Below are 21414 nucleotides of genomic sequence, written 5' to 3' on the forward strand. Positions count from 1 at the left end.
TGTCCACCCCCGCCGGGCGACCGGCGACCACCACCTGCACGCGAGAACGATGGGAGGGGCCACGTGGCTGAGACCGGACGCCCAGAGACCGGACGTCGTGCGCAGCGGACGGGGACCCTCGCGAAGGGTCGTCCGGCCGAGGGCCTCTACGACCCGGCCTTCGAGCACGACGCCTGCGGCGTCGCCTTCGTCGCCGACATCGCGGGCCGTCGCGACCACCGGACGGTCAGCCGTGGCCTCACGGCCCTCATCAATCTCGAGCACCGGGGTGCCCGGGGCGCCGAGCCGAACACCGGTGACGGCGCGGGCATCCTGATCCAGGTCCCGGACGGGCTCTACCGCCCGCTGCTGGCCGAGGCGGGCGTCGAGCTCCCGCCCGCCGGCCGCTACGCGGTGGGCAACGCCTTCCTGCCCGCGGACGCCGACCCGGCCGACCTCGAGGTGATCGTCGCGCACGTCGCCGCGGAGGAGGGCCTCGAGGTCCTCGCGTGGCGCGAGCTGCCCGTCGACCCCGACGGCGCCGGCATCGGCCCCACCGCGCGGGCGGTCATGCCGCGCTTCCGTCAGCTCTTCGTGGGCCTGCCGCCCGAGGTGGACCACGTCGTCGACACCCCGAACGCCGGCGACGACGACGCGGGCATCGTCCTGACCCTCGAGCGCCGCGCCTTCGCCCTGCGCAAGCGCGTCGAGCACGAGTCGCGCACCGCGGGCGTCGAGACCTACTTCCCGAGCCTGTCCGGGCGCACCGTCGTCTACAAGGGGATGCTCGCCGAGGAGCAGGTCGAGCCGTTCTTCGCCGACCTCGCCGACGAGCGCACCACGAGCTCGATCGCGCTGGTGCACAGCCGCTTCTCCACCAACACGTTCCCGGCGTGGAGCCTCGCGCACCCGTACCGCTACCTCGCCCACAACGGCGAGATCAACACGCTGCGCGGCAACCGCAACTGGATGGCCGCGCGCGAGTCGATGCTCGCCACCGGCGCGTTCGGCGAGGCCGAGCTCGACCGGCTGTTCCCGATCGTCACCCCGGACGCCAGCGACTCGGCGACCTTCGACGAGGTGCTCGAGCTGCTGCACCTCGGCGGGCGCACGCTGCCGCACGCCGTGCTCATGATGATCCCCGAGGCGTGGGAGAACCACGCCGAGATGGACACCGCGCGGCGCGCCTTCTACCGCTACCACTCGACGCTGATGGAGGCCTGGGACGGCCCGGCGCTCGCGGCCTTCACCGACGGCTCGGTGATCGGCGCGGTGCTCGACCGCAACGGCCTGCGTCCCGCCCGCTACTGGGTCACCGAGGACGGGCTCGTCGTCCTGGGCTCCGAGGTCGGCGTCCTGGACATCGACCCGTCGACGATCGTGCGCAAGGGCCGTCTCGAGCCCGGCCGCATGTTCCTCGTCGACACCGTCGGGCGCCGGATCGTCGACGACGACGAGATCAAGGGCGAGCTCGCCGCCGAGCACCCCTACGACGAGTGGCTGCACGCCGGGATGGTCGAGCTCGCCGACCTGCCGTCGCGGTCGCGCGACAAGTTCGACCGCCACGTGCTCGTGCGCCGCCAGCAGACCTTCGGCTACACCGGCGAGGAGGTCTCGCTGCTGCTGCGCCCGATGGCGCAGAGCGGGGCCGAGGCCACGGGCTCGATGGGCAACGACGCCCCGCTCGCGCCGTTCTCGTCGCGCAGCCGCGTGCTGTTCGACTACTTCATCCAGCTCTTCGCCCAGGTCACCAACCCGCCGCTGGACGCCTACCGCGAGGAGCTCGTCACCTCGCTGCAGGTGCACCTCGGGTCGGAGACCAACCTGCTCGACGCCTCGCCCGCGTCGTGCCGTCGCGTCGTGCTGCCGATGCCGGTGGTGGACGACGACGAGCTCGCGCAGCTCGCCGGGATCAACGACGACGGCGACATGCCCGGCTTCGCGCCGTACCTCGTCTCCGGGCTCTACGACGTCGCGGGCGGCGGGGACGCGCTGCGCGCCCGGCTGACCGAGATCCGCGAGGAGGTCTCCGCGGCCGTCGAGGACGGCGCCCGCGTGATCATCCTGACGGACCGCCACTCCGACGCCGAGCACGCGCCGATCCCGTCGCTGCTGCTCACCGGTGCGGTGCACCACCACCTCGTCCGCGAGAAGAGCCGCACGCGCGTCGACCTCGTCGTCGAGGCCGGCGACGTCCGCGAGACCCACCACGTCGCGCTGCTGCTGGGCTACGGCGCGAGCGCGGTGAACCCCTACCTCGCGCTGGACACCGTCGACGACCTCATCGACCGCGGCGTGATCACCGGCGTCACCTCCGGCACCGCGACCCGCAACGTGGTCGAGGCGCTCGCCAAGGGCGTGCGCAAGGTGATGAGCAAGATGGGCGTCTCGACGGTCGCCTCCTACGTCGGCGCCCAGATCTTCGAGGCCATCGGGCTGGGCACCGAGGTCGTCGAGGACTGCTTCGCCGGCACCACCTCGCGCCTCGGCGGCGTGGGCTACGACGTCCTCGCCGAGGAGGTCGCGATCCGCCACCGTCAGGCCTGGCCGGCCGACGGCGTGCGCCCCGACCACCGCGAGCTCGCCGTCGGCGGCGAGTACCAGTGGCGCCGCGAGGGCGAGCTGCACGTGTTCAACCCGCACACGGTGTTCAAGCTCCAGCACTCCACGCGCACCCAGAACTACGACACGTTCAAGGAGTACACCTCCGCCGTCGACGAGCAGAGCTCGCGGCTGATGACGCTGCGCGGGCTGTTCGGCTTCAAGGACGCCGCCGACACCGGCCGCACCCCGGTGCCGATCGACGAGGTCGAGCCGATCTCCGAGATCGTCAAGCGCTTCAACACCGGCGCCATCTCCTACGGGTCGATCTCGCAGGAGATGCACGAGGTCCTCGCGATCGCGATGAACCGTCTCGGCGGGCGCTCCAACACCGGCGAGGGCGGCGAGGACCCGGGCCGCTTCACCCGCGACGCCAACGGCGACTCGCGGCGCTCGGCGGTCAAGCAGGTCGCGTCCGGGCGCTTCGGCGTCACGAGCGAGTACCTCGTCAACTCCGACGACATCCAGATCAAGATCGCGCAGGGCGCCAAGCCCGGCGAGGGCGGCCAGCTGCCCGGCCACAAGGTCTACCCGTGGATCGCGAAGACCCGGTTCTCGACGCCGGGGGTCGGGCTGATCTCGCCGCCGCCGCACCACGACATCTACTCGATCGAGGACATCGCCCAGCTCATCCACGACCTCAAGAACGCCAACCCGCGGGCGCGCGTGCACGTCAAGCTCGTCTCGCAGGTGGGTGTCGGCACGGTCGCGGCGGGGGTGTCGAAGGCGCACGCCGACGTCGTCCTGATCTCCGGGCACGACGGCGGCACCGGCGCCTCGCCGCTGAGCTCGATCAAGCACGCGGGCGGGCCCTGGGAGCTCGGCCTCGCCGAGACCCAGCAGACGCTCCTGGCCAACGGCCTGCGCGACCGGATCGTCGTGCAGACCGACGGCCAGCTCAAGACCGGCCGCGACGTGGTCATCGCCGCGCTGCTCGGCGCCGAGGAGTTCGGCTTCGCGACGGCGCCGCTGGTGGTGTCGGGCTGCATCATGATGCGCGTCTGCCACCTCGACACCTGCCCGGTCGGCGTCGCGACCCAGAACCCGGTGCTGCGCCAGAAGTTCGACGGCAAGGCCGAGTACGTCGTGGCGTTCATGGAGTTCATCGCCCAGGAGGTGCGCGAGCACCTGGCGGCGCTGGGGTTCCGGAGCATCTCCGAGGCCATCGGGCACACCGACGTCCTCGACACCCGCGCCGCGGAGTCGCACTGGAAGGCCGAGGGGCTCGACCTCTCGCCGGTCCTGCACCGCCCCGACGTGCCCGCGGCCACCGTGCTGCACCAGGCGGTGCCGCAGGACCACGGCCTGGAGAAGGCGCTGGACCACACGCTGATCCAGCTCGCCGAGGGCGCGATCGCCGACGGCACGCCGGTGCGCCTCGAGCTGCCGGTGCGCAACGTCAACCGGACCGTCGGCACCATGCTCGGCTCCGAGGTCACCCGGCGCTGGGGCGGCGCGGGCCTGCCCGACGACACCATCGACATCACGTTCACGGGGTCGGGCGGGCAGTCGTTCGGCGCGTTCCTGCCGCGCGGCGTGACCATGCGTCTCATCGGCGACACCAACGACTACTTCGGCAAGGGCCTCTCGGGCGGGCGGCTCTCGGTGCGCCCGCACCCCGACGCCCCGTTCGTCGCCGAGCAGAACATCGTGGCCGGCAACGTCATCCTCTACGGCGCCACCGCCGGCGAGGTGTACCTGCGCGGCAAGGTCGGCGAGCGCTTCTGCGTCCGGAACTCCGGCGCGGTGGCCGTCGTCGAGGGCGTCGGCGACCACGGCTGCGAGTACATGACCGGCGGGCGTGCGGTGATCCTCGGGCCGACCGGGCGCAACTTCGCCGCGGGCATGTCCGGCGGGATCGCCTACGTGCTCGACCTCGTCGAGGGCCGGGTGAACCACCAGATGGTGGAGCTCGAGGTCGTCGGCGAGGAGGATCTGGCCGAGCTGCGCACGATGGTGGAGCGGCACTACGCGCTCACCGACTCGGCCGTGGCCCACGCCCTGCTGACCGACTGGGACGCCGCCGGGCCGCGCTTCACCAAGGTGATGCCCACCGACTTCAAGCGGGTCCTCGAGGCCACCGCCGACGCCGAGCGCAACGGCCGCGACGTCAACGAAGCGATCATGGAGGCCGCTCGTGGCTGACCCCCGTGGATTCATGACCACCGGCCGGGAGCTCCCGCGTCGCCGGCCGGTCGACATCCGGATCCGTGACTGGCACGAGGTCTACGAGGAGCTCAACCCGACGACGCTGCGCAAGCAGGCCGGGCGCTGCATGGACTGCGGCATCCCGTTCTGCCACCAGGGCTGCCCGCTCGGGAACATGATCCCCGAGTGGAACGACCTCGTGTGGCGCGACGACTGGGCCGAGGCCATCGAGCGCCTGCACGCCACGAACAACTTCCCGGAGTTCACCGGCACGCTCTGCCCGGCCCCGTGCGAGTCGGCCTGCGTGCTCGGCATCAACTCCGACCCCGTGACGATCAAGCAGGTCGAGATCGAGATCATCGACCGCGCCTGGGACGAGGGGTTCGTCCGCCCGCAGCCGCCCGAGATCAAGACCGGGAAGTCGGTCGCCGTCGTCGGCTCCGGGCCGGCGGGGCTCGCCGCCGCGCAGCAGCTCACGCGCGCCGGGCACGACGTCACCGTCTACGAGCGGGCCGACCGCATCGGCGGGCTCCTGCGCTACGGCATCCCCGAGTTCAAGATGGAGAAGAAGCGCCTCGACCGCCGTCTCGAGCAGATGGTCGCCGAGGGGACGCGGTTCTTCGCGGGCGTCGAGGTCGGCGGCCCGGCCGAGGGCGACCTGTCGGTCGAGAAGCTGCGCGCCGACCACGACGCCGTCGTGCTCTCCGTCGGCGCCACCGCGTGGCGGGACCTCCCGATCACCGGGCGCGAGCTCACCGGCATCCACCAGGCGATGGAGTACCTGCCGCCGTCGAACAAGGTCCAGCAGGGCGACTACGAGCGCTCGTTCATCGACGTCGAGGGCAAGCACGTTGTGGTCATCGGCGGTGGCGACACCGGCGCCGACTGCGTCGGCACCGCCCACCGCCAGGGCGCCGCGTCGGTCACCCAGCTCGAGATCATGCCGATCCCGCCGTCCGAGCGGCCGAACGCCAACCCGTGGCCGACCTATCCGATGATCTTCCGGGTGTCGTCGGCGCACGAGGAGGGCGGCGAGCGCCTGTTCTCGGTGAACACCGACGAGTTCCTGGGCGACGAGCACGGCCACGTGCGCTCGCTGCGGCTGGTCGACGTCGAGCGGGTCGACGGGCGCTTCGTGCCCGTCGAGAACAGCGAGCGGGAGATCCCGGCCGACTTCGTCTTCCTCGCGATGGGCTTCCTCGGCCCGCAGAAGGAGGGCCTGCTCGACAGCCTCGGCGTCGAGTACGACGACCGGGGCAACGTGCGCCGCGGCGACGACTACCAGAGCTCGGTGCCCGGCGTGTTCGCCGCGGGCGACGCCGGGCGCGGCCAGTCGCTGATCGTGTGGGCGATCGCCGAGGGGCGTTCCGCCGCCGCCGGCGTCGACGCCATGCTCACCGGCCGCGACGTCCTGCCGCGCCCGATCAACCCGACCGACCGCCCCCTGGTCTAGCGCTCTCTGCCCTCACGCCACGACGAGGGCCGGGGCGGCGGGCCGGGTTCCGCAGCGAACGCGCGGTTCGCTGCTTCTACGCGTACGAACTCCCCGTTCGCGGCGGGCGGGGACGGCTGCGGGGACGGCTGCGGAGGCGATCCGGGCGAGCACGTCGACGTCCTTGAGCAGACCGCAGTGCCCGACGCCGTCGACGACGACGGTCTCGGCGCCCTCCGGGACGGCGCTGTGCACGTCGACGACGACGTCGGCCCGGGAGGCGACGGCCAGCCAGGGGATGCCGGCCGGCACGGCGGGGGAGCCGGCGCGCAGGTCGCGCACGGCGCCGACGGGGAACAGGTGCGCCCAGCGGGTGCCCCGCAGCGGCGCGGCGACGGTGACGACGCGGGTGACGACGCCGTCGAGGCGCCCGCCGGCGAGGCTCGCGGCCACGATCACGCCGCCGAGGCTGTGGCCGACGAGCGTGACCGACCGGGCGCCGCTGCGACGCGCCAGGTCGGTGACCTCGTCCGCGAGCTGCGCGCCGAGGGTCTCCACGCTCGAGGTCCACGTGTAGCGGTGGGTGACGACGGCGACCCCGGGCCCGCCGAGGGCGGGGATCGCCGCGTCCCAGCAGTCCGGCCCCGCACCGAAGCCGTGCACCAGGACGACGAGGGCGCGGGCTGTGGCGACGGGGGTCTCGGGCGTCGCGCTCCGGGTGCCCACGGCGGCGAGCAGCAGGGTGGCGGAGACGGCCGTCGCCACCCGCAGCGCCGCGCGGACCTCGCGGAGGTGATCGTTCACCGACGGACCCATGACCCACCTCCGTGTCCAGGAGCCGGGTCCCTCGCCTGGCATCTCTCCTGGTCACGATCGTGATCGGCGGCGGGCCACGCGTCGGGAGGGCCTACCCCTCTTCGGGGTGGGGTCCTCCCTACGAGCGCCCAGCGTCCTGGAGCCGACCGCGGCCGGCCCGGTCAGGCGGGTCGCGGCGTCCGCGTCGCGGCGATGGCCGGGATGGTGACGCGCAGCCGGTGCGGGGCGACATGCCAGTAGCGGCGCTCGGGGTCGGCCCGGCGCCAGCGCTCCGCGAGCTCGGTGACGCGCTGCTCGTCGGCGGGGGCCGGACGGGACCGCCAGCGGCGCGAGCGTCCGCGGACCAGCGTGTCGAGGGCGGCCCACGCCTCGTCGGCCGAGCCGTGGACGCTGACCGCCGCCGGGCCCTCGCCGTCGCCGAACAGCACCGTGTAGGCACTGACCGCGTCGTAGGTCACCTGAGCTCCTCCCGGAGCCGTCCGACGGCACCGCGGACGCGGGACCCGTGTCGGGCGGCTCCGCTCCATACAAGCCGTCCGGGGTCGCCCCGACGAGCGCGACGGGCGGTGTCGCGCCGAGCTGAACCGATTCCGCGTCGGGTGGTCCGGCCACCCGTGTGTCCCTCGTCCGGCCGTGCCGCCTGCCGCAGCGGGAGCACAGGGGGACCAGATCGGGTTTCGGGTGCCGTCACACCGCCGTCGTGCGCAGCAGGTGCATCGTGATGAGGCGCTCGCCCATCAGCCGACCGATGATCCGGTCCTGCTCCGCGGCCTGCTGCCACGCCGGGTGGTCGCGGTGGTGGCGCGCGATGTACTCCTCGACGCGGTCCGCCCGCTCGCTCCAGGCGATCGGCGCCCCCGGCAGGCGGGCGGCGTCGACCTCGTCGTCCACGCGGAGGCCGGCCTCGACGATCTGGCCCTCCAGCTCGTCGCGGGTGGGGAAGTCGTTGCCCTCGGGCTCCTCGGGCAGGGGCGCGCCGGCGTGGAGCAGCACGAGCAGCCCGAGGCGCCCGCCCGGCACGAGGACGCGGCGCAGCTGGGCGAGCATCCGCGCGCGCTCGGCGGTGACGCACAGGACGCCGAGCGACCACGCCGCGTCGACGCTCGCCGTCGCGATCGGCAGGTCCTCGGACGCCGCCGCGGCGACCGGGAAGCCGAACAGGCGCCGCGCGGACTGCGCCGCGTGCACCATCGGCTCGGTCAGCACCGGGCGGCCCGACCAGCGGCCCTCGAGGTGCTCGGACAGCCACGCGGCGGGTCCGCCGAGCCCGGCGCCGGAGTCGAGGAAGCGCTGGTCGCCGTGCAGGTCCAGCCCGCCCGCGATCCAGGCGAGGTCGGCGGGCGAGCCGCTGCCCCGGCACCCGGCGGGGATCGCGTGGTCGTGCCCGAGCGCGCGCACCGCTTCCTCGGTCCAGGCCGCGACCGTGTCGAACTCGGCCTCCATCGCGGAGTCGCGCGCCGACCCGAGGTCGTCCTCCGTGCTCACGAGCGCCGCCCCGCGAGCCGGGAGGCGATCTCGGCCTTGACCTCGGTGCCGACGCGCCAGCCGCGCGCGGAGGCGCGGCCCGAGAGGTTCACGCCGACCACCCCGGGCACCTCGAGCATCGCCTCGGCCTCGGCGACCGCGGCGTCGATCCCGGCGGCGAGCGGGTCGGGGGCGTTGAGCACGGCGGCGACCGCCTCGGGGTCGAGGGCGAGGCCCGGGAAGGCGGACAGCACGGCGGCGGTGTCGGCGTCGGTGTAGACGGCGACGCCCGCGATCACCGGCAGGTCGGCGCCGGCGTCGCGCGCCTCGGCGAGGAAGGACGCGAGGTCCTCCGGCGACCCCACGTGGTTGGCGACGGCGAGGGTGGCGCCGGCCCGCTGCTTCTCCGCGAGCGCCTCGGCCCGGCGCTCCGCGGGCGGGGCGGCCGGGACGACGGCGACGGCGGCGGGGACGCCCGCGGTCGCGGCGAGGTGCGCGAGGCGGGTGCTGTCGAGGTCGAACACCTGGGTGATCTCGGGCCGCACGTCGGGGCCCCGCGCGTCGCCGGTGACGCAGAGGACCCCGGCGACGCCGAGCTCGGCGAGCCCCGCGAGCTCCTGCTCGAGCACGGCGCGGTTGCGGTCGCGACAGGTCAGGGTGATCCACGGGGCGCCGCCGGCGGCGAGGATCTCGGCCGCGATCATGGTCGGCGGGAAGTCGGGGGAGTGCTGGTCCTCGCCGATGAGCAGGCCGTCGGACACCGGCGCCAGCGTCTCGAGGATCGCGCGCGTGGCCCGCAGGTCGTAGGGCGGAGCCGTGAGGTCGGTGAGCACGACCGGCGCTGGGTCCGGGACCGGGGCGGCGGCGACCGGCTCCGGCCACGCCCGGATCGCGGCGGGCCCGGACGGGTCGCACCACGGGCACGGGAGGCCGGCGTCCAGCTCGCAGGACCCGTCGCCGCGCACCCCGCCGCAGGGGCCGAAGACCATCCGTTTCGGACAGCCCGGGGTGGGCGGGTCGATCAGCGTCGGGGTCATCGCGGTCGAGATACCGCCGCGCGACCCGGGACAAACCCCGCGGACGGCTACGACGCCGTGGGTGGCGTCTCGTCGCCGACGACGGCGGACGGGCGGAAGAGCGCCGCCGACCGGACCGCCGAGGGACGGGGCGTGCGGCGGGGGAGGCCCGAGACGAGCTCGGAGACCTCGGCGCCGTCGGAGCCCGACCCCGACCTCGCCACGTCCTCCGGGATGCGGATCCGCGGCATGCGCTCCGTGGTGGGCTCGGGCTCCGGGTCGGGCCCGGTGCCGTTCCGGCGATGATGCGCGCCGACCGGATCGGGCACCTCGCGGACGACGATCGGATCGCCGGCGAGGGTGCTGGCGGGCTGTTCGGGGGTGCCGAGGGCGAGGTGCAGGTCGTCGAGCGGCAGCGGGCGGGCCAGCGTCACCGTCCAGGCGATCGGCCCGACGAGCGGGACGTTCGGGTAGCCGTCGGAGGACAGCTCGAGCTGCTCGACCACGGCGTCCACCAGCGACGCCAGGTGGCGCGACGAGGCGCCGGGCACGATGAGGGCGAAGGCGCGCTCGGAGAGGCGGACCGCGGCGTCGACCGGGCCGAGGGGCTCGCTCACGGCGGCGGCCACCCGGCGCGCGGCGTGGTACGCCGCGCGGCGCCCCAGACGGTGCTCGGCGCCGTCGAGGGCCTCGACGTCCACCAGCGCGACGCCCACCGGCAGCGCCGTCGGCCCGCTGTTGTCCGCCCAGCGCGAGAGGAACTCCGGCGTCGTGAGGCCCGACTGCGGGTCGACGTGCGCCGCGCTCCGGGCGGCCACCGCGGCGTGCGCGTCGACGAGCTGGGCGCGCAGCACCCGGCTGCCCTCCCGCGCGTCCTGCATCCGCTGGACCATCCGGTGCAGCGCGTGCGTGGCCCAGCGCTCGCCGTCCGTCCCTGCCGACGCGGCGGCCGCGCCCCGGTCGGCATGACCTGCGCGAGCAGCGCGTCGACGGTGTGGCCGACGGCGGTGTCGAGGCGGGCGCCCAGCGCCGAGCGCAGGCGTGCGAGCTCGTTCGCGGCCTGCACCCGCGACCAGCCCCAGCGGCCCACGAACTCCCGCCCGGCCTCCAGCGTGTACTCGGTGGGGTCGATCTGGTGGGCGTCGGTGGCGACGAGGTAGGCGCCGGCCCGGGGTCCGACGGCGACGACGCTCCACTCGTCGGCGAGGGGCTCGTCGGGGTCGAGGGCGACGACCCGGCAGCCCGCCGGGACCCCTGCCGTCGTCCCCCTGCCGTCGCCCTGTCCTCGCTGTCGATCTCGTCCTCGGCGAACCCGAGCACGACGACCGCGCCCGACGCGGCGACCCGCTCGTAGACGGCGGCCTCGCGCGCGAAGTAGGCCCGGCGCTGGAAGAGGGCGACGACGACGGTCGGCGTCGTCACCGGTCCGGCGAGCACCGCCTCGATCGCGTGGGACAGGGCCACCAGGGACCTCTTGGACGCGACGGTCGGCTGGTCGGGAGACCACTCCGCCCCGACCTCGTGCGTGCGCTCGACCTCGCCCATCGGTGTACCCCCGATCCGACCCTTCGTGCGCGTCCCCGACGAGCGCACGACCGAAAGAGTGATCACGCGATACCCGGAATGGGGGTGCCGGCCACCGCAGGGTCAGCGATTCCCGCGTCGAGCGGCGCCGGGAGTGCGCCGAACGGAGGACGCGCCGCCCGTGTCAGCGGAGGTAGATCACCGCGGCGGCGACGAGACCGGCGAGCACGAGCAGGGCCACCACGGCGATCACGACGGTGCGGGTGCGGGTCGAGCCGGCCGGCGGATCGGCGCTTCCCGGCGTGCGCGTCACGATCGTCGGGGTGTCGGGGGGCTGCGGTCCGGGAGCCGGGGCTCCCGTGGGCTCCGGCCGGGGCCCGACGGGGCCGGGTGGGCGAGGCGGGCCGGCCCAGGGGTCGGGCGGGGGCCGGTGTCCGGGCGGGGGCATCGGCGGGCGGGGGCCGGGGCGCGCGGGTCCGCCCCGGTCGGGGCCGGCGTGGCCGCCCGAGACGGGGCGCGGGTGGTAGCCGCTGTCGAAACCGCCCGGAGGTCGGGCCGGACCGGCGGGTCGCCCGGGCGGCGGGGCGCCCGGACCGGGCGGGGCGCCGGGCCCGCGACCCGGTCCCGGTCTCGGCGGGGAAGGCGCCGGCGCCTGCGCGGCGGCCGCACGGACGGCGGCCGGGTCGCGGGGCAGCGCGCGGGTCGCGGCCATGGGGTCGGGGGAGTGCACGACGGTGGGGTTCGGGGCATAGGTGACAGGCAGGTTGACCGGCAGGGCGGCCGGGGACGGCGGCGGGCTCGTGGGCCGGGTCGTCCCGTCGGCGCCCAGGGGCGCGCCGCCGCGAGGCCGCCGACCGCCGCCGACCCGCGGGCCGCGACCACGGCGGCGCCCAGGGCGACCGCGTGCTTGGGGTGGCTGTCGACGACGGTGCGGCAGCCCAGCGCTTCGCCGACCATGCGGGCGACGAGCGGGATGCGCGACGACCCGCCGACGAGCAGCACCGCCGTGAGCGCGTCCGCGCCGACGCCCGCGGACTCCAGCGCCCGGCGCAGCGCGTCCACCGTGGAGGTCAGCGGCGCGCGGATCATCGCCTCGAACTCGTCGCGGGTGACGGTCACCTCCTCCTGCCGCGTGGGCAGCAGGACCGGGACGTTCGCGCGGTCGTCGACCGACAGCGTCTCCTTGGCCACGACGCAGTCCTGCCGGACGCGGGCGGCGGCGGCGCGGGCCCGGGAGTCGTGCGCGTCCAGCTCGCTCACCGCGCCGCCGCAGGCCTGGTCGACACGGCCGAGGACGGCCTCGTCGAAGTCGACGCCACCGAGGTGCTCCATGCCCTCCGGCGCCCCGAGGATCTCGACGCCCGCCGCGCGCCCGCGCAGGACGGCGGCGTCGAACGTGCCCCCGCCGAGGTCGTAGACGCCGAGCAGCTCGCCCTCGGCGAGACCCCGGGTGACGCCGAAGTGCACGCCGGCGGCCTCGGGCTCGGTGAGCATCGGCGGGTCCTCGAGACCGGCCTCGGCGGCGACGTCCTCGAACAGCCCGCGCCGGTAGGGACCCCAGTTCGCCGGGTGGGTCAGGACGACCCGCGACGGCGGCTCACCCTCCTCGGCGGTGATCCTCGCGAGGACGTCGCGCAGCATGGCGGCGAGGAGCTCGCCCGCCGGGCGGGCCTCGCCGCCCAGCGCGACCGGCGTCGGGTCGCCCAGTCGCCGCTTCACCCCCCACGCGACGTCGCCGGGACGGCTGCCCGCCTGCCGCGCCGCGGCGTCGCCGACGGCCAGCGACCCGTCGTCGCGGCGCAGGACGACCGAGGGTTCGGTGACCGTGCGGTCACCGAGCGGCACCATCTCGACCCGCTGCCCGTCCCGGGAGATCGCCGCGGCCACGAAGGTCGTGCCGAGATCGATCCCGAGGCTGTACGACACGTCCCCTCCTCCGGCAATCTTGACGGATAGTAACCTCGCGGCCCGTTCACCGGCGACGGATCGACGGTCGGTGACCAGCATGGAGGTCGCGATGCGCACGCGCCGTGATCGGCGACGACGGGGGAGAGGGCGTCGTCCCCGCGTCCGTGCCGGCTCCTCCCTCTGGCGCAGGACCCGGTCGCGGGACGAGGCTTCCCCGATGACCCCGGGGCGTGACGACGCTCGCCGCAGCGCGGAGCGGTGGCGCGACCGGCAGACCCTCGAACGACGACTGCACGACGGACCGGCGCAGCGGCTCTCGGCCCTCGCCCTGCGCCTCGGGGTGCTCCGCGCGGACGCGCCGGGCCGGGACGGTGACCCCGCGGACCACGCCTGGCACCGGGGTCTCGACGTGTTCCAGTCCGAGCTCGAGAGCGCGCTCCAGGAGCTCCGCGAGGTGGCCGGCGCGCTCTACCCGCCGCTGCTCGACGAGGCAGGCCTCGGGCCGGCGCTGCGCGAGCTGGTCACGGCCACCGGGGCGGTCGCCCGCGTCGACGTCGCCGACGTCCGGTGCGGGACCGCGGCCGAGGGCGCGGCCTACTTCGCGGTCGCCGGGTGCCTCGCCGCCGCCGACGCGACCCCCGGCCGTCCCGGGATCGGCATCCGCGTGCGCGTGGAGGACGACGCCCTGGTCCTGACCCTGAGCGGGGTCGACCCCGACCAGCGCCGGACGGTGCTCGACGAGGCCGCCCCCCTGGGCGGCTGCGCGGAGCTCACCGGACCGGCCGAGATCACCGCGAGGTTCCCGTGCGCGTAGCCGTGGCCGAGGACGGCGCCCTGTTCCGCCAGGGGCTCGTCCTGCTGCTCGAGGCGGCGGGGCACGAGGTCGTGGCCTGCGAGGCGGGCGGCGACCCGCTGGTCGCGCAGCTCTCGACGATCCCCGCCGACGTCGCCCTGCTCGACATCCGCATGCCCCCCGAGCCCGACGGTGGGCTCGTCACCGCGGAGCGGCTGCGGGCGGCGCACCCGGACATGGGGCTGCTGTTCCTGTCGCACTACGCCGAGTCGCACTACCTCATGCGCATCCTCGAGATCGGGACCGACCGCATCGGCTACCGCCTCAAGGAGAAGGTGGGCAGCGTCGAGGTCCTCTCCGACACGCTGACCCGCATCGCCGACGGCGAGATCGTCATCGAGCCGGAGCTCGCCAAGCGGCTCGTCGAGCGCCCCCGGAGCGAGAAGCGGGACCTCGTCGCGTCGCTCTCGGAGCGCGAGCGCGACGTGCTCAAGCTGATGGCCGAGGGCCGGTCCAACAACGGGATCGCCTCGACGTTGTTCGTCAGCGCCAAGGCCGTCGAGAAGCACGTCGCCAACATCTTCGACAAGCTCGGCCTGCACGCCGACACCTCGGCGCACCACCGCCGGGTGCAGGCCGTCCTGACCTACCTGCGCTCGCAGCGCGGCGACGCCTGATCACCGTGCGCACGGCCGGACGACTCGGATGGCCGGTGCGGCCGGTGCTGCTCGGCGGCGTCGTCGCGGCCGTGCTGGCGGTCGTCGTGGCGCTCGGGGCGCTGCTCGCCGGGCCGGCGCCCGCCACCGTGGTGGGCCCGTTCGTCGCCGCCGCGCTCGCCGTCCCGGCGGCGCGGGCGGCCCGACCCTGGGCGGACCGCGTCGCCGGGCGTCTCGGCCCGCGCCCGGCCCCCACGCCGTACACCGTGCTCGCCGACACCGCCGCCCGCGTCCGGGAGGGCTCGCTGACCGACGCCCTGCCGGGCCTCGCCCGCGTCCTCGGCGAGGGCACGGCCGCCGAGCGGGCGGTCGTGTGGCTGGTGGTCGGCGACGTCCTGGTCGCCGAGGCGGCGTTCCCGCCGGACGGGGGCGAACGGGTCGCCTCGCTGGGCGCGCTGCTGGCCCGCCCGGGTGTCGACCACGCGGTGCCGGTGCTCGACGGCGAGCGCCTGCGGGCGGTGCTGACCATCGGCAAGGCCGGGCGACCGGTCACCGCCGGCGACCGGCGCCTGGTGCGCGACGTCGCGGGCGGCGCCCACCTGGTGCTGCAGGGCGTCGCGCGGGGCGCCGAGCTCGCCGCCCGGGTCCGCCGCGTCGACGAGCTCGCCGCCGAGACCGCCGCGTCGCGCCGCCGGCTGGAGGTCGCGCGTGAGGTCGAGCGCCGGCGCCTGGTCACCGAGCTGCAGGGGGCGACGGCCGACCGGCTCGCGGCGTTCCGGCAGTCGATCACCGACGCCGCCGAGGCGCTGGAGGACGCGGACGACGAGGAAGCGCCCGAGATGGCGCGCCACCACGTCGAGGAGGCCCGCGAGCGGCTGACGGAGCTGATCGACCGTTTCCGGGTCATCGCCCGCGGCGTCCACCCCGCCGTCCTGCGCGAGCAGGGCCCGCGCTCGGCGCTGGAGGAGGTGATCGCCGACCTGCCGCGGCCGGTGCACCTCTCCGGGCGGCTGGCCGAGCGGCTCCCGTGGGAGATCGAGTCCGGGCTGTACTACGCCGCCGCGTCGGCGATCTCGCTGCTCGCGGCGCGCGGCGGACGCCCGCCGCTGGAGGTGCACCTCGACCGGCACGGCGACCTCGTCCAGGTCCGGGTGACCGACGACGACCCCGACGACGCCGACGAGCTGCGCGCGGCCCTCGTCGACGACGTCGACCGCCTCGCCGCGCTCGGCGGCGCGCTGGACCTCGTCGACCACGGCGGGCGCCTCGAGCTCCGCGCCTGGCTGCCGGACCGGTTGCGGCCGGTGCTGCTGGACGCCGGGGAGGGGCATCGGGGGAGCACGCCGACAGGGGGCGGAGCCGACCCGGGCCGGGGGTGTCGCATGACCGGGACCCTCGCGCCGCCGACCTCCCCGGCCCCCGACGACGCCCGCGGCGAGGCCGGAACCACCTCCCGGTGGACGGTGCCGGCGTGGTGGGTGGCCCTGGTCGCCTGCTCCGCGCTGACGCTCGTCTGGCTCGCCCTCGGGGCGCTGGTGGCGCTCGCCGCCCACGTGCCCGCCGTGGGCGACGCGGTCGGCGCCGCGGCGGGCGCGGGCAACGCCTGGGCGGGCGGGGTCGTCGCAGCGGGCGCGCTCGGCGAGCCGGTCGGGCAGGCGGTGCTGGACTACCTCGCGAGCGCGGTGAACCTCGTCGTCGCCGTCGTGCTCTGGCGGCGCGGCGGGCGCACCTGGACCATCCGCCTGCTGATCCTCGCCATGATCGGGTCGGCGGGCGCGTTCAACCTCCAGGCGCACGCCGCGACGCTCGTCGTCCGGCGCGGCTCCGGGCTCGAGATCGGCGAGCTGCACCAGGTCCTGCTGCACGGGGTCGCGAGCGCGGCCTACGTCGGGGCGCTGCTGCTGTTCCCGGCGGGCGTGGCGGCCGTGCGCGGCGGACAGCGCCTGCTCGTCGCGCTCGCGGGGATCGCGCTGTTCGTCGCGGGCATGGGCACCGCGTTCCTCCCGCACACGGTGAGCTGCGTGGTGTTCTTCGGGTTCGGGGTGCCGCTGGTGGGCGCACTGGGTGTGTCGCGTCACCTGCGCACGGGCTCGAGTCCCGAGCGGCGCGACCAGGCGCGGCTGCTGATCACCGTGCTCACCGGTGTGCTGGCGACGGCCACCGTGCTCGCCCTGGTCACCGTCGTCATGGCCCTGCTCGGCCAGCCGGGGCTCACGCTCGACGACCCGACGGCGCGCCACGAGGGGGGCGGCGGCGCACCGACCGCACTGCTCTTCTGGTTCGCCAGGCTCTCGGCGGCGGCCCTCGCGCTCGCCGTCCTGGCCGCCTACCGCCCGTGGGTGCGCTCGGCCGCCGACCGGCTGCACCGCGCGTTGACCACCGTCGTCGTGGTGGTCGCGGTCGGCGGGGCCGTCGCGCTGGTCCTCGCGGTCGCGCGCGAGGGACCGATTGCGTGGGTGGTCGGCGCGGTCGTGGGCGCGCTGGTCTACCTCGCGGTGTCGGCGCGTGCCGACCGGCTCGTCGAACGCCTGCTGCACGGCCGCCGCCCGACCCCGTACCGCGTGCTGCTCGAGATCACCGAGCTCACCCGCACCGCCGCGCCGGGTACCGAGCTCGACCGCCTGCCCGAGGCGATCGGCCGGCACCTCGGCGCCCGGACGGTCCAGCTGACCGCGCACCGCCCCGGCCTGCGCGACGGGGTGTTCCGGTGGCGACGCGAGGACGCCGGCGAGGCCGACGCGTCGGTCGTTCTCCCGATCCGGCACCGCGAGGACGAGGTCGGCGTGCTGGCCGTCGACGGCGAGGCGGTCGCGGGGGGCAGCGAGCGCCGGCAGCTGCTCGCGGACGTCGCGGACAGCCTCGGTGCCGTGCTCCAGGCCCACCGCGTCGAGATCGAGCTCGAGCGCCAGCTGCGCGCGGCGGTGGCGCACGGGGAGCAGATCGCGACCTCCCGGCGGGCCGCGGTGGCCGCGATGGACGGCGAGCGCCGCGCCCTCGAGCGCAACCTACACGACGGCGCCCAGCACCACCTGGTGTCGCTGCGCCTCGCGCTCGGGCTCGCCGAGCACCAGGTCGGCGCGGGGCAGCTCGACGCCGCCCGGGACCGGCTCGGCCACATCCTCGAGCAGGTCGACATCGCCGAGGCGGTGCTCGCCGAGACCGCCACCGGCGTCTCGTCGGCGACCCTCGCCGAGCGCGGGGTGGTCGAGACGCTGCGGTACGAGACCGCCGGTGCGGGGTCCGCCGGTGCGGGGTCCGGGGTCACCGTCGACGCCGCGGGCGTCCCGCCCGGGCGCCGGTACGGCACCGACGTCGAGGCGGCCGTCTACTTCTGCTGCCTCGAGGCGGTGAACAACGCTCGCAAGCACGCGCCCGGTGCCGCGGTCACGATCACCGTCGCGGAGGTCGACGGCATCCTGCGCTTCTCGGTGCGCGACGACGGCCCGGGCTTCGCGATCGACCCGTCCGCCGCCGGCCACCAGCGGGGCATGCGCAACGTCGCCACGCGCATCACCGCGGTCGGCGGCACCGTCGCGCTCGACTCCGCCCCGGGGCGGGGGACCACGGTCGCCGGCTCGATCCCGCTGGCGGACACGACCCCGGGCACGGCCCCGGAACCCGACCCCGACCCCGCCACCGGCCCGATCACCCTGCCCGCCCCCGACACCCCCGCCACCCCCGGCGCGGCACCGGAGGGCAGCGCCTTCCTCGACACGGTCCGCGACCTGCTCGACGGGCTCGAGGTGCCGCCGCCGGCCGTCCCGCGGATGCGGGAGATCGTGGCCGAGCTGCACGCCTCGCCGGTCCCGGACGCCCCACGCCTGCCCGCGCCCCTGCGCGCCCGCCGCGCCCTCGACGGCCTCGAGGCCCTCGCGCGCCGGGGGACCGGGGGCCGCGACTGGTCGTGGCAGGTGCTCTACGCCGTGGAGCGCGCCCGGCTGGCGGGCGCGCGCGAGCTCGCCGAGGGTGAGCTCGCCGACGCGCTGCGCCGCGGCGCGGTGGTGCTGCCGGCGGGCGAGCAGGCCGCCGCGGAACGGCTCACGGGCGGCGCCGGGACGTCCGCCGCCGCCCGGCTCGGGCTGGCGGACGACGCGGGACCCGAGGACCTGCGCCGCGCCGCGCAGGAGCAGATCGCCACGTGGAAGGCCCGCGCCGGGCACCCCGCGTCGTCCCGGGCGGTGCGCGAGGCCGCACTCGTCCTCGCCGGGGTCTGCGAGGCCGTGCTCGCCGACACCGCCCCGGCGCGCACCCGGGACTGAGCGGGGCTACCCCGTGTTCCGCATCCCGGCCGAGATCCCGTTGACCGTGAGCAGCAGGGCCCGCTGCAGGTCGGGGTCGGGCTCGTCGACCTTGCGGCGCTCCGCGAGCGTGTGCACCTGCAGGTGGTGCAGCGGCTCGAGGTAGCCCTCGCGGATGTCCAGCGTGCGGCGCAGCAGCGGGTTGCCGCCGAGCAGCTCGTCACCGGGGGTGAGCTTGAGGACCTCGCGCTCGGTCGTCCGGTGCTCCGCCTTGATGATCTCGAAGACCTCCTGCAGCTCGGGGTCGACGAGTTCGGAGACGTAGAACCCGGCGATGCGCATGTCGGTCTTCGCCAGCGTCATCTCGACGTTGGAGATGAGGTTGGCGAAGAAGGCCCAGTCCCGCATCTCGTCGATGACCTCGGAGTAGCCGGCGTCGTGCGCGGCCTTCAGGCCGCTGCCGAGCCCGAACCAGCCGGGGACGATCATGCGTGTCTGGGTCCAGCCGAACACCCACGGGATCGCGCGCAGGTCCGCCAGGGACGTCTGGCCACCGGCGCCGGGGCGCTTGCCCGGCCGCGAGCCCACGTTGAGCATCGAGAGCTCGTCGACCGGCGTGGCCTGGGTGAAGAAGTCCGGCAGGCCCTCGTGCTCGATGAGCTTCGTGTAGGCGTCCTGGGCGGCGTCGGAGATGACGTCCATCGCCTCGTCCCAGCGCTTGAGTGTCGCCGCCTCCACCCGCGAGGTCTGGTGCAGCAGCGTCGCGTCCAGCACCGCCGAGAGCATGATCTCGAGGTTGTCCTTCGCCAGCGCGGGCAGCGAGTACTTGTCGGAGATGACCTCGCCCTGCTCGGTCACCTTCATCACCGCGTCGACGACGCCGTGCGGCTGGGCCGCGATCGCCTCGCCGGCCGGCCCGCCGCCACGCCCGACGGAACCTCCGCGGCCGTGGAAGAGGCGCAGGCGCACGCCGTGCTTGGCGGCGACGTCGCGCAGCTGGCGCTGGGCCGTGTGGATCGACCACTGCGACGTGGTCAGACCGGCGCCCTTGTTGGAGTCGGAGTAGCCCAGCATCATCTCCTGGACGTCGCCGCGGGCCGCCACGAGCGCCCGGTACGACGGGTCGGAGAGCATCCCGTCGAGCAGGTCCCCGGAGATCTTCAGCTCGGTCGCGGTCTCGAACAGCGGGACGATGTCGATCGACGCGACGGCCTCGACGGCGTCGCCCTCCCCGCCGGTGATCTCGACCAGACCGGCCTCCCTGGCGAGCACCGCGACGGCGAGGATGTCGTCGACGTTCTGCGCCATCGAGATGACGTAGGTGTGCAGGGCCTCCTCGCCGTAGGTCTCCTGCACCGTGCGGATGCAGTCGAAGACCTCGAGCGTCTCCTTGAAGCTGTCGTCCCCGATGCCCTCCCAGTTGCGCCGCGGGGTCAGCGCCCGGCGTCCCGCCAGCTCCTTGGAGAGCACCTCGGTGCGCCCGGCGTGGTCGAGCTCGCCGTACGGGGTGTCCAGCTCGCCGAGGCGGTCGAACAGCGACTGCAGCGCCGTGTGGTGGAAGTTCGTGTGCTCGCGGACGTCGACGCTGGCCAGGTGCAGCCCGACGGCGTTCGCCGAGCGCATGACGTCGCGCAGGCCGCCGTCGGCGATCCGCTCGCCCTGGTGGGCGCGCAGCGAGCGGTCCATGACGACGAGGTCGCGCAGGTACTCGTCGGCCCCGAGGTAGTCGCGCCCCGGCTGGTGCGGGGTGCCCTCGACGTAGCGGCGCCGGGTGTTCTCCAGCCGCGCGTGGATGTACGAGCACTTCAGCCGGTAGGGCTCCTCGGCGTTGAGCCGCACGAACCGGTCGTAGACCTCCGGCAGCGCGCGGCGGTCGCGGGCGAGGCTGCGCCGCAGGTCCTCGCTGACCCCCACCAGCCGCGTCGACACCGACAGCTCCTGGACGAGGTCCTCGAGCAGCTCGGACTGGATGCGCACGCCGCGCTCGCCGTAGATCCGCATCGTCTCGAGCGTCAGCTCGGCGGTGACGTTGGGGTTGCCGTCGCGGTCGCCGCCGACCCAGCAGCCCAGGACGAGGGGCCGCGAGCCCTCCGGCAGGTGCAGGCCGACGCGGGCGAGCTGCTCGTCGAGCTCGGAGAGCACCTCGGGCACGGAGCGGCGTCCGAGCTGGTCGAGGTAGTAGGACACCGAGCGGGCCTCGTCGAGCACCGTCGGACGCTCGGGGCGGATCTCGTCGGTCTGCCAGATGAGGTCGACGAGACGGTGCAGCCGGACCTCGGCCTGCTCCTCGGGCAGGCCGCGGGCCAGGACGTCCGCGATCGCCCGGAGCTTGCCGAGCACCGACTGGCGCTGCGCTTCCGTCGGGTGCGCGGTGAACGTCGGCTTGAGCTCGAGGCGCGACAGCGCGGTGTCGAGCTCGTTCGGGTCGGCGTCGGCGACGAGCCGGTCCACGACCTCGTGCAGGGGACCGCGGCCGTCGGCGTGCACCGCCGCACGCTCCTCGGCGCGGTGCAGCTGCTCGGCGAGGTTCGCGAGGTGGAAGTACGTCGCGAACGCCCGCCCGAGCACCGCGGCGGTGCCCGGGTCGAGCTCGCCGAGCAGGTCGCGGATCTCCGTGTCGCCCCTCTCCGGGACCTCGCGCACGAGCCGGCGGACCTTCTCGACCAGCTCCAGCATGTCGTCGCCGTGCTGCGCCGCGACCGTGCGGCCGAGCAGCGTCGAGAGCAGGCGGATGTCCGCGCGCAATGCGGAGTGCTCGGATTCGGAGGCGACGGTGCCCTCGGTGGAGACGCGGTCGGCTCGCGCGGAGCGCTGTCCGGTGTCGCTCATCGGTCGTCCT

At 75.3% G+C, this 21414-nt stretch carries 14 protein-coding genes and 1 pseudogene; 6 read left to right on the forward strand and 9 right to left on the reverse strand.

The window, feature by feature from the left end; all coding sequences use genetic code 11:
* Nucleotides 1–63: 63 nt before the first annotated feature.
* Nucleotides 64–4725: a glutamate synthase large subunit gene (gene gltB, locus ACQPYN_RS12445; protein ID WP_433037213.1), complete on the forward strand. Its 4662-nt coding sequence runs from the start codon at nt 64–66 to the stop codon at nt 4723–4725.
* A complete protein-coding gene (locus ACQPYN_RS12450; RefSeq protein WP_433037215.1) occupies nt 4718–6181 on the forward strand; it encodes a glutamate synthase subunit beta in 1464 nt (487 codons plus the stop codon). The genes gltB and ACQPYN_RS12450 overlap by 8 nt, the downstream gene beginning before the upstream one ends.
* 12 nt (nt 6182–6193) lie before the next feature.
* On the opposite strand, the gene ACQPYN_RS12455 is transcribed toward ACQPYN_RS12450, so the two are convergent.
* From ACQPYN_RS12455 to ACQPYN_RS12475, 5 genes are all read right to left on the reverse strand, one after another.
* Nucleotides 6194–6976 carry an alpha/beta fold hydrolase gene (locus tag ACQPYN_RS12455; RefSeq protein ID WP_433037217.1) on the reverse strand — a complete coding sequence of 261 codons (783 nt, stop codon included), beginning with the start codon at nt 6974–6976 and terminating at the stop codon, nt 6194–6196.
* Between the two features lie 161 nt (nt 6977–7137).
* Nucleotides 7138–7434, reverse strand: coding sequence for a hypothetical protein (locus ACQPYN_RS12460; protein ID WP_433037219.1), 297 nt, complete (start codon nt 7432–7434; stop codon nt 7138–7140).
* 229 nt (nt 7435–7663) lie between these two features.
* Nucleotides 7664–8461, reverse strand: coding sequence for a class I SAM-dependent methyltransferase (locus ACQPYN_RS12465; RefSeq protein ID WP_433037221.1), 798 nt, complete (start codon nt 8459–8461; stop codon nt 7664–7666).
* A complete protein-coding gene (locus tag ACQPYN_RS12470) occupies nt 8458–9477 on the reverse strand; it encodes a methylenetetrahydrofolate reductase C-terminal domain-containing protein (RefSeq protein ID WP_433038857.1) in 1020 nt (339 codons plus the stop codon). Before ACQPYN_RS12470 ends, ACQPYN_RS12465 begins: the two co-directional genes overlap by 4 nt.
* 47 nt (nt 9478–9524) lie before the next feature.
* Entirely contained in the window at nt 9525–10337 is an 813-nt protein-coding gene (locus tag ACQPYN_RS12475; protein WP_433037223.1) for a hypothetical protein, read from the reverse strand.
* A 254-nt stretch (nt 10338–10591) separates the two neighbouring features.
* Here ACQPYN_RS12475 and ACQPYN_RS12480 point away from each other — a divergent pair, with 254 nt between their 5' ends.
* Nucleotides 10592–10810 carry a hypothetical protein gene (locus ACQPYN_RS12480; protein ID WP_433037225.1) on the forward strand — a complete coding sequence of 73 codons (219 nt, stop codon included), beginning with the start codon at nt 10592–10594 and terminating at the stop codon, nt 10808–10810.
* Here ACQPYN_RS12480 and ACQPYN_RS12485 read toward each other — a convergent pair.
* The 3 genes and pseudogenes from ACQPYN_RS12485 to ACQPYN_RS12495 form a co-directional block, all read right to left on the reverse strand.
* Nucleotides 10801–11001 (reverse strand): annotated as a pseudogene (locus ACQPYN_RS12485) (DICT sensory domain-containing protein); the annotation flags it as partial. The gene ACQPYN_RS12480 and the pseudogene ACQPYN_RS12485 sit on opposite strands and share 10 nt — an antisense overlap.
* Nucleotides 11002–11164: 163 nt before the next feature.
* Nucleotides 11165–11293, reverse strand: a complete 129-nt coding sequence (locus ACQPYN_RS12490) for a hypothetical protein (protein ID WP_433037227.1) — start codon at nt 11291–11293, stop codon at nt 11165–11167.
* Complete coding sequence (locus ACQPYN_RS12495) at nt 11290–12906, reverse strand: Hsp70 family protein (RefSeq protein ID WP_433037229.1); 1617 nt, start codon at nt 12904–12906, stop codon at nt 11290–11292. Before ACQPYN_RS12495 ends, ACQPYN_RS12490 begins: the two co-directional genes overlap by 4 nt.
* A gap of 199 nt (nt 12907–13105) precedes the next feature.
* On the opposite strand from ACQPYN_RS12495, the gene ACQPYN_RS12500 reads away from it, so the two are divergent.
* The 3 genes from ACQPYN_RS12500 to ACQPYN_RS12510 are packed head-to-tail and all read left to right on the forward strand — an operon-like array spanning nt 13106 to nt 18596.
* Complete coding sequence (locus ACQPYN_RS12500; RefSeq protein ID WP_433037231.1) at nt 13106–13702, forward strand: histidine kinase; 597 nt, start codon at nt 13106–13108, stop codon at nt 13700–13702.
* The gene (locus tag ACQPYN_RS12505) at nt 13693–14358 is read left to right on the forward strand and encodes a response regulator transcription factor (RefSeq protein ID WP_433037233.1); all 666 of its coding nucleotides are present in this window, start codon (nt 13693–13695) and stop codon (nt 14356–14358) included. Before ACQPYN_RS12500 ends, ACQPYN_RS12505 begins: the two co-directional genes overlap by 10 nt.
* A 5-nt stretch (nt 14359–14363) precedes the next feature.
* The gene (locus tag ACQPYN_RS12510; RefSeq protein ID WP_433037235.1) at nt 14364–18596 is read left to right on the forward strand and encodes an ATP-binding protein; all 4233 of its coding nucleotides are present in this window, start codon (nt 14364–14366) and stop codon (nt 18594–18596) included.
* 6 nt (nt 18597–18602) lie between these two features.
* Here the strand turns inward: ACQPYN_RS12510 and ppc are convergent, their stop codons facing one another.
* Nucleotides 18603–21404, reverse strand: coding sequence for a phosphoenolpyruvate carboxylase (gene ppc, locus ACQPYN_RS12515; protein WP_433037237.1), 2802 nt, complete (start codon nt 21402–21404; stop codon nt 18603–18605).
* Nucleotides 21405–21414 lie beyond the last annotated feature (10 nt).

The organism is Actinomycetospora sp. CA-053990, assembly GCF_050948445.1.
Lineage (GTDB): Bacteria > Actinomycetota > Actinomycetes > Mycobacteriales > Pseudonocardiaceae > Actinomycetospora > Actinomycetospora callitridis.

Coding starts and splice junctions, on each gene's coding strand:
- ACQPYN_RS12475 (WP_433037223.1), bottom strand. CDS start 10,337: ATGCAGGACGCGCGGGAGGGCAGCCGGGTGCTGCGCGCCCAGCTCGTC.
- ACQPYN_RS12470 (WP_433038857.1), bottom strand. CDS start 9,477: ATGACCCCGACGCTGATCGACCCGCCCACCCCGGGCTGTCCGAAACGG.
- ACQPYN_RS12500 (WP_433037231.1), top strand. CDS start 13,106: ATGACCCCGGGGCGTGACGACGCTCGCCGCAGCGCGGAGCGGTGGCGC.
- ACQPYN_RS12455 (WP_433037217.1), bottom strand. CDS start 6,976: ATGGGTCCGTCGGTGAACGATCACCTCCGCGAGGTCCGCGCGGCGCTG.
- ppc (WP_433037237.1), bottom strand. CDS start 21,404: ATGAGCGACACCGGACAGCGCTCCGCGCGAGCCGACCGCGTCTCCACC.